Annotated in this window: 9 protein-coding genes; 5 read left to right on the top strand and 4 right to left on the bottom strand. The window is 56.5% G+C overall.

The features are described from left to right. Positions 1 to 104: 104 nt before the first annotated feature. Genes ACEWE8_RS19805 through ACEWE8_RS19795 form a run of 3 tightly spaced genes read left to right on the top strand, consistent with a single transcriptional unit; the run spans position 105 to position 2,828 of the window. Positions 105 to 1,001 (top strand): cation transporter, encoded by an 897-nt coding sequence (locus ACEWE8_RS19805; RefSeq protein WP_004364974.1) that lies wholly within the window; start codon positions 105 to 107, stop codon positions 999 to 1,001. A 3-nt stretch (positions 1,002 to 1,004) separates the two neighbouring features. Next, on the top strand, positions 1,005 to 1,517 hold the full coding sequence (lspA, locus tag ACEWE8_RS19800; protein WP_003821921.1) for a signal peptidase II: 513 nt from the start codon (positions 1,005 to 1,007) through the stop codon (positions 1,515 to 1,517). Positions 1,518 to 1,538: 21 nt separating this feature from the next. After that, positions 1,539 to 2,828, top strand: a complete 1,290-nt coding sequence (locus ACEWE8_RS19795) for an ISL3-like element ISPpu12 family transposase (protein WP_004574636.1) — start codon at positions 1,539 to 1,541, stop codon at positions 2,826 to 2,828. Here the strand turns inward: ACEWE8_RS19795 and ACEWE8_RS19790 are convergent. Genes ACEWE8_RS19790 through ACEWE8_RS19775 form a run of 4 tightly spaced genes read right to left on the bottom strand, consistent with a single transcriptional unit; the run spans position 2,797 to position 5,131 of the window. Beyond that, positions 2,797 to 3,150, bottom strand: coding sequence for a hypothetical protein (locus ACEWE8_RS19790; protein ID WP_075044229.1), 354 nt, complete (start codon positions 3,148 to 3,150; stop codon positions 2,797 to 2,799). The genes ACEWE8_RS19795 and ACEWE8_RS19790 overlap by 32 nt on opposite strands. Before the next feature lie 51 nt (positions 3,151 to 3,201). Beyond that, positions 3,202 to 3,993, bottom strand: a complete 792-nt coding sequence (locus tag ACEWE8_RS19785; protein WP_024616823.1) for a DNA-binding domain-containing protein — start codon at positions 3,991 to 3,993, stop codon at positions 3,202 to 3,204. Further along, positions 3,990 to 4,826: a DUF692 domain-containing protein gene (locus ACEWE8_RS19780; RefSeq protein ID WP_024616824.1), complete on the bottom strand. Its 837-nt coding sequence runs from the start codon at positions 4,824 to 4,826 to the stop codon at positions 3,990 to 3,992. Before ACEWE8_RS19780 ends, ACEWE8_RS19785 begins: the two co-directional genes overlap by 4 nt. Positions 4,827 to 4,870: 44 nt before the next feature. Next, positions 4,871 to 5,131, bottom strand: coding sequence for a membrane protein (locus ACEWE8_RS19775; protein WP_004577564.1), 261 nt, complete (start codon positions 5,129 to 5,131; stop codon positions 4,871 to 4,873). Positions 5,132 to 5,421: 290 nt separating this feature from the next. Here ACEWE8_RS19775 and ACEWE8_RS19770 point away from each other — a divergent pair, with 290 nt between their 5' ends. Further along, positions 5,422 to 5,628 carry a co-regulatory protein PtrA N-terminal domain-containing protein gene (locus ACEWE8_RS19770; protein ID WP_003139535.1) on the top strand — a complete coding sequence of 69 codons (207 nt, stop codon included), beginning with the start codon at positions 5,422 to 5,424 and terminating at the stop codon, positions 5,626 to 5,628. Positions 5,629 to 5,821: 193 nt separating this feature from the next. Continuing rightward, positions 5,822 to 7,636: a copper resistance system multicopper oxidase gene (locus ACEWE8_RS19765; RefSeq protein WP_046787892.1), complete on the top strand. Its 1,815-nt coding sequence runs from the start codon at positions 5,822 to 5,824 to the stop codon at positions 7,634 to 7,636. Positions 7,637 to 7,646 lie beyond the last annotated feature (10 nt).

Here is a 7,646-nt window from a genome sequence, read left to right as displayed (position 1 = left end):
AATGCGCATCAGCCTCCTCCCCAACGGATTCTTTACTCTATTGACCTTATAGTAGCTTTATAGTTTTAAATGGTACCACAACATTGTTCAAGTGGAGTCGTATCATGAGCAAATCCTGTGGTGGCGCCTGTGGCGGTGATGCAACGTCCGCAGCGGATACCGATATACAGGCCTCCTCCGAGGCGCCAGGGAGATGGGTCAGTGTTTATGCCGTGCCGAAGATGGACTGTCCATCAGAAGAACGAATGATTCGCCTAGCCCTGAACGGCTTTGAGGAGATTCGGGCGCTGTCCTTCGACTTGTCGAACCGCCGGCTGAAGGTCGTGCATGACGGCGAGGTCGAGCCCGTCACCTCGAAACTGAAGACCTTGGGGCTAGGCGCCTCGCTTCAGGAAACCGTCGCTGCAAATCCGGAGACCATCAAGGCCGCCGAGTTTTCGGCAGCTTCTGCTAAGCAAGAATCCGGGACCCTGCGCTGGTTGCTCGGCATCAATGCACTTCTGTTCGTGGTGGAAATGACTGCCGGTCTGATCGCCCGGTCCACCGGCCTGATTGGAGAATCCCTGGACAATTTTGCCGATGCGGCGGTGTACGGGCTTGCCCTTTATGCGGTTGGACATAGCGTGAAAATGCAGGTACGTGCCGCGCATCTTGCTGGTGTACTGCAACTGATCTTGGCTGTGGGCGTGCTCGTAGAGGTGGTGAGACGCTTTGTATTCGGTAGTGAGCCTGAATCGCTGGTGATGATGGCTATCGCATTCGTCGCATTGATTGCCAATACCAGTTGTCTGCTGCTCATATCCAAACATCGGGAAGGCGGGGCGCACATGAAGGCAAGCTGGATATTCTCGGCCAACGACGTGGTGATCAACCTGGGGGTCATCACCGCCGGCGCCCTGGTCGCGTGGACCGGTTCCAATTATCCGGATCTGATTATCGGCACCATCGCGGGGGGCATTGTACTTAACGGTGCCAGACGCATTTTGGCGTTGAAGGGTTAAATAATGCTCATTATTGGCAAAAAGCTCTCGCCGTATGCCCTATTGTCCATATCGGGCCTGCTGGCAGCGTCTGATCAGGCTGTAAAGTGGCTGGTGCAGCAATCAATGGCCTATGGCGAGTATGTTTCGGTGACCCCGTTCTTTAACTGGGTGCACCTATGGAACACCGGTGCCGCATTCAGTCTTTTTGCGAATGGTGGAGGCTGGCAGCGCTACTTTTTTATCGGAATCGCGGTAGTGGTCTCGATTTTTCTGATCAAGCTGATCCTTGAAAATCGTCATAAAGGAGAAGCCATCGCTTACAGTCTTATCCTCGGTGGCGCCATGGGCAACCTGATTGACCGGGTCTTTCGCGGCTATGTTGTGGATTCCTTTGATTTCTATTGGCGAGACTGGCATTGGCCGGCCTTCAACCTGGCTGATATTGCAATTGTCCTCGGTGCCTTACTTTTCGTTTCCAGCAGCTTGTTGGGTAAAAAAGCAAACACCAATGCCGAGTCGGATGGATCTGACTGACACCTACGCCTATACAACACCATGACCGAACTTCCCGACAACATCCTTCACCTGCCGCAATACCAAGTACTGGGCTGCAAATCAACCGACGACGAAATGCACTTCCAGGTGGACGTGCCCGATCCCATCGCCTGCGAGGAATGCGGCGTGCAGGGTGAGTTCGTACGGTTCGGCAAGCGTGACGTTCCCTATCGTGATCTGCCCATCCACGGCAAGCGGGTCACTCTCTGGGTGGTCCGCCGCCGATACACCTGCCGGGCCTGCAAGACAACATTCAGGCCCCAGCTACCGGAGATGGTGGACGGATTCCGTATGACACTGCGGCTGCATGAGTACGTGGAGAAGGAATCCTTCAACCACCCCTACACCTTTGTGGCGGCACAGACCGGCCTGGACGAGAAGACGGTGCGCGACATCTTCAACGCCCGCGCCGAGTTCCTGGGGCGCTGGCACCGCTTCGAGACGCCCCGCATCCTGGGCATTGACGAGCTATACCTGAACAAGCGCTACCGCTGCATTCTGACCAACATTGAGGAGCGAACCCTGCTCGACCTGCTGGCCACCCGCCGCCAGGACGTGGTGACCAACTACCTGATGAAGCTGAAAGACCGGCAGAAGGTCGAGATCGTCAGCATGGACATGTGGAACCCCTACCGGGCAGCGGTCAAGGCTGTGCTGCCCCAGGCCCGTATCGTGGTCGATAAGTTCCATGTGGTGCGCATGGCCAACGATGCCCTAGAGAGAGTGCGCAAGGGCCTCAGAAAGGAGCTGAAACCGTCCCAGAGCCGGACTCTCAAGGGAGACCGGAAAATCCTGCTGAAACGCGCTCACGAAGTCTCAGACCGGGAGCGCCTCATCATGGAGACCTGGACAGGCGCGTTCCCGCAACTGCTGGCCGCCTACGAGCACAAGGAGCGCTTCTACGGCATCTGGGACGCCACCACACGGCTCCAGGCAGAAGCCGCCCTGGACGAGTGGATAGCCACCATCCCGAAGGGCCAAAAGGAAGTCTGGAGCGATCTGGTCAGGGCAGTGGGAAACTGGCGCGAAGAGACCATGACCTACTTCGAGACGGACATGCCCGTCACCAACGCTTACACGGAGTCCATCAACCGACTGGCCAAGGACAAGAACCGTGAAGGGCGCGGTTACTCCTTCGAGGTGATGCGGGCACGAATGCTCTACACCACGAAGCACAAGAAGAAGGCACCGACTGCGAAGGTCTCTCCTTTCTACAAGAAAACCATCGGTTACGGACTGCCGGACTTCGCAGAGGAACTCAACTACGGAGTCGATCTATCAACCATCTGAGGGTGGTATCAGATTGATGGGGTGAAGGTGCCCCATCAACCATTAAATCCGTATACCCGTTAGTAATACCTTCTTCCCCATCTCGGCCGCGAAGCCAGTTTGAGTGATTGCCTGGCTCGCGCATTTCCAGCGTGTCATAGGAGTAGCGCTTTCGCTTGAACAGGCTTTTCAATGCGGCGAACTCGTGGCTTTTCTCGTCTTCTATTCCGACGACTTTTCCTACAAGCGCCTCCCAATGACCTACGCCGTCGGCCAGCATCGCCTGGTAAGTCTCTGGGTCCAGCAAGGCTTGCTGTTTGAAATGAATGATGCGGTGTGTCATAGACGCGCTCGGGAGTGGCCAAAGAGAAGTCGCTAGCCTATAGGTTCCGGGTCATTCGTGAATAGTTGCCCTGAGCTTTAGCAAACCTTCGTTGACCCACAATTTCAACCAAGTTGCGGCCTGCAGGGGGGCTTGCTCTCCATGTGTTGCGCTCAATGACTCGCAGAGTTCGGCGAACGATCCACCCTCGACGAAAAACCGCAATGCTGACGCCTCTTCTGGCTCCAGGCTTCGGTACTGGCATACGAGGTTATGACGCCAGACCAGACAGTCTCGATTCCCGGCTGGTTGGGTGGCAACGGGAAGCAGATCCCCAGACTTGGCAGCCTTCCACAGCGCCAGGGTGTTGTACTGCAATCGCAGCCATCTGGCAGATGGAGTCAGGGAAACCCTGAATGAAACCCAGTCTTCAGCCGAAAACTCACTGATGGCCTGCAGTGAAAGCGCTTCGACGTCCTGCGCATCGAAAGCCAGTGTAAAAGCCCACTCAAGCTCCGCGAGTTCGCGAATCGGTGAAAGTTGAGGTTCCGCAATGTAGCTGCCAATAAACTCGGGCAGCTTCTCACCAAGCCAGCGAATGCTGAAATGCCGTGGTGGCCAGGCGGTGAAATAGGCCAGTGCGAGTTGCTCGAACGACTCTTCTCCCAGCCATTGCTGCAGCGCCGGGAAATCCTCGCGCAGCACCGCCAGCAGGCGCGAGCGATAGGCGTTATGGTAGATCCGCAGGCCTTCGAGGGCACTCAGCGCAGTGCAACCCCGGACTTGCTCCAAAAGCTCGTTGGAGGGCAGGGCACCATCTGTCAGGTAAGTTTCAAATGCAGTCTGTAAGGCGCTCAGGCTCAAAGGGTTGCCCTCGATATCACGCCATTGGCGATAGCTCGGGCATGCTCCAACTCGGATAACAGATCCTCGAACGGTGGAAAATGATCATCCCGCTCGATCAACGTCGACGTTGGACCCAAGTAGCTCAAAGTCTTGCTGTAGAGCGCCCAAACCGGGTCAGCGATGGGCTGGTCGTGGGTGTCGATGAGGTATTGCCCGTAATCGCTATGCCCGGCCAGATGAATTTGACGAATCCGCTCGTGCGGCAATTCCAAGATGAACTGCCATGGGTCAAAATCCTGATTTCGTGCGCTGACGTAGACGTTGTTCACGTCAAGGAGCAATTCGCAACCGGTCAGGAAACTCAGTTCCGAGAGAAACTGCGATTCGCTCATGCTGGACGTCTTCCACTGCACGTAAGAGGAAACGTTCTCCAGCACAATGGGACGTTCCAGAACATCCTGCACTAGACGCACCCGCGCGGCGACATGCAGCAGGCTTTCTTGGGTAAATGGCAGCGGCAGCAGGTCGTGGAGTTGATGGGCGTTGCCGCGACTCCAGCACAAGTGGTCGGAAACCCACTGGGGCTGTATCCGGTCCGCCAGTTGCTTGAGCTGTCGTAGGTAGCCCATGTCCAGGTTATGTGAACCGCCGATCGACAGCGATACTCCGTGCATCACCAACGGGTATTGCTCGCCAATCGCATCGAGAAAGTAGAGGGCCTTGCCACCGCCCACCAGGTAATTCTCGGAAATGATCTCAAACCAGTCGACCGCAGGTCGCTGTTCAAGAATCTGCTGGTAATACTCACTGCGAAGGCCAAGACCGAACCCCAGTGTTTTGTGCTTACTCATTCAAGACTCCAGCAGGGGAGTGGCAGGCACTCCCCGCAACGGCATTATTCGCTGGTCTTACCACCGGCCTCATCGCACTTGGCCTGAGTCATCAGCTTGAAACCCTGGCCTTTACATTCTCCCTGGCCTTTGCAGGCATTTTTGGCGGTCATGCAGTCGTTCTGGCCCTTGCAACCGTTGACGCCGAAGCACTTCACTTCAGCTGCTTTGGTGTCCTGGGCGGCCTGGACAGGCAGGGTAGCAAACAGGCTGGCGGCCACGAGAGCCAGAGCGGCACCGGTAGCGACGTTGGATTTATTCGACATAGTGACAATCTCTCTTAATTGTTGGTGGTCTTATCCGCGGGTGCGAATGACCCTGAGTAGCTTAGGCATCGCTGCCGAGCATGCCCTCTCAAGAAATTCGCAAGGCTTTATGAGGGCATGAAAGACAGTACCGAGCCTTCTGGATGGGCTACAAGAAAGAAATAGCAACCTGACAGAACTGTAATGTTCGGCTCAGGTTGCTGACAGGCCCTCTTAGTTAACGTGACATCGAGCCTAAAGCTCGGCCTCTGCAGTTGCAGGGACCACTTAACTTACGAGGAATACCCAAAATGAAATCGATCAAAGCTCTGCTTGTAGTTACTGCTCTGAGCATCTCCAGCTTGGCAATGGCTGAAGGTGGTGCTGACCGAACCTTCGCGCGCATGGAGCAGGCACGCCAGACGTCTCTGGAGGCCTACCGGGTGGCCCAGCAGCAGAAAGTTGAGGCTCCTGTAGCCAGCAGTCCAACCGAGCAAGCAGAGCACACCAACTGCTGAAGTCATCTACCTTACAGAAATGTAATCACCCGGATGGTTGGGATATGGCAGTTTCATACTGCTCATCGTCGGTAAGGCTTGTGCAATGCACCGACGTGGAAAGTTGAGGGGTAAATCCCCGACATTGAAGCAGCCATGAACCCGAGACCGGGCACACCATCACCGGCTCATTTGACGGATTGGACAAAACGGCATGCAAAGCAAAACCACAAGGCGCACCTTCGTCAAAGGCCTGGCAGCCACCGGTATTATCGGCGGACTTGGCCTGTGGCGCACGCCGGTCTGGGCGGTGAACAGCCCCGGCCAGCCCAACGTACTGACTGGTAACGAATTCGACCTATTCATCGGTGAAACCCCGGTGAACATCACCGGCGCAGCGCGCACGGCCATGACCATCAACGGCTCGCTCCCTGGGCCGATTCTTCGTTGGCGCGAAGGCGATACCGTCACATTGCGCGTGCGCAACCGCCTCAAGGAGGACACCTCCATCCATTGGCACGGCATCATCCTGCCGGCGAACATGGATGGCGTTCCTGGCCTGAGCTTCCATGGCATCGCCCCTGATGGCATGTATGAGTACAAGTTCAAGGTCAACCAGAACGGCACCTACTGGTATCACAGCCATTCTGGGCTCCAGGAGCAGGTCGGCGTATACGGTGCGCTGGTCATCGATGCCAAGGAGCCCGAGCCCTTCAGTTACGACCGTGATTACGTCGTGTTGCTGAGCGACTGGACGGATGAAAATCCAACGCGGGTACTGGCCAAGCTCAAGAAACAGTCGGACTACTACAACCAGCACAAACGCACCGTTGGTGACTTCATCGATGACGTAAGCGAGATGGGTTGGTCCGCCGCCGTAGCCGACCGTAAGATGTGGGCCGAAATGAAGATGAGCCCGACTGATCTCGCCGACGTCAGTGGCTACACCTACACCTACCTGATGAACGGCCAGGCACCTGATGGCAACTGGACCGGCATATTCAAACCAGGCGAAAAGATCCGCCTGCGCTTCATCAACGCCTCGGCGATGACCTATTTCGATGTGCGCATCCCGGGCCTGAAGATGACTGTGGTTGCGGCCGATGGTCTGCACGTCAAACCGGTCAGCGTCGACGAGTTCCGTATCGCCGTGGCCGAGACCTACGACGTGATCGTCGAACCAGACAGCGAACAGGCGTATACCGTGTTTGCACAATCCATGGATCGCACTGGCTATGCGCGCGGCACCCTTGCTGTACAGGAGGGGTTGAGTGCACCAGTACCCAGCCCCGACCCGCGTCCGCTGATTGCCATGGGCGACATGGGTATGGATCACGGCAGCATGGGCGGTATGGATCACGGGAACATGGCCGGGATGGATCAGGGCAATATGGCGGGAATGGATCATGGCAGCATGCAGGGTGGCATGGCTGGTATGGATCACAGCCAGATGGCCGGAATGGATCATTCAAACATGGCTGGCATGGCTGGCATGGCTGGCAACATGCAGGCACACCCGGCCTCAGAGACCAACAATCCTTTGGTCGACATGCAGACCATGACGCCGACGCACAAGCTGGACGACCCAGGTATCGGCCTGCGTGATAACGGCCGGCGCGTGCTGACGTACTCTGACCTGCGCAGCACCTTCCCTGATCCGGACGGGCGTGAGCCAAGTCGCACCATCGAGCTGCACCTCACCGGGCATATGGAGAAATTCTCCTGGTCCTTCGATGGAATCAAGTTCTCTGACGCCGAGCCTCTACGCCTCAAGTACGGCGAGCGTGTTCGCATCACGCTGGTCAACGACACCATGATGACTCACCCGATCCATCTTCATGGCATGTGGAGTGATCTGGAGGATGCGAACGGCAATTTCCTGGTGCGTAAACACACCATCGACATGCCGCCAGGTTCCAAGCGCAGCTATCGGGTGACCGCCGATGCGTTGGGGCGTTGGGCCTACCACTGCCACCTGTTGCTCCACATGGAAATGGGCATGTTCCGTGAAGTCCGTGTGGATGAGTAAAGGAGATTTC

Origin of the sequence: Pseudomonas sp. TR47, assembly GCF_044143025.1 — a bacterium.
GTDB classification, from domain to species: domain Bacteria; phylum Pseudomonadota; class Gammaproteobacteria; order Pseudomonadales; family Pseudomonadaceae; genus Aquipseudomonas; species Aquipseudomonas putida_E.
This window is presented reverse-complemented; position numbering and strand designations above follow the sequence as displayed.

Bases quoted from the DNA above. Each gene is read 5' to 3' on its own strand.
- ACEWE8_RS19805 (WP_004364974.1), top strand. From the start codon at position 105: ATGAGCAAATCCTGTGGTGGCGCCTGTGGCGGTGATGCAACGTCCGCA.
- lspA (WP_003821921.1), top strand. From the start codon at position 1,005: ATGCTCATTATTGGCAAAAAGCTCTCGCCGTATGCCCTATTGTCCATA.
- ACEWE8_RS19795 (WP_004574636.1), top strand. From the start codon at position 1,539: ATGACCGAACTTCCCGACAACATCCTTCACCTGCCGCAATACCAAGTA.
- ACEWE8_RS19790 (WP_075044229.1), bottom strand. From the start codon at position 3,150: ATGACACACCGCATCATTCATTTCAAACAGCAAGCCTTGCTGGACCCA.
- ACEWE8_RS19780 (WP_024616824.1), bottom strand. From the start codon at position 4,826: ATGAGTAAGCACAAAACACTGGGGTTCGGTCTTGGCCTTCGCAGTGAG.
- ACEWE8_RS19775 (WP_004577564.1), bottom strand. From the start codon at position 5,131: ATGTCGAATAAATCCAACGTCGCTACCGGTGCCGCTCTGGCTCTCGTG.
- ACEWE8_RS19770 (WP_003139535.1), top strand. From the start codon at position 5,422: ATGAAATCGATCAAAGCTCTGCTTGTAGTTACTGCTCTGAGCATCTCC.
- ACEWE8_RS19765 (WP_046787892.1), top strand. From the start codon at position 5,822: ATGCAAAGCAAAACCACAAGGCGCACCTTCGTCAAAGGCCTGGCAGCC.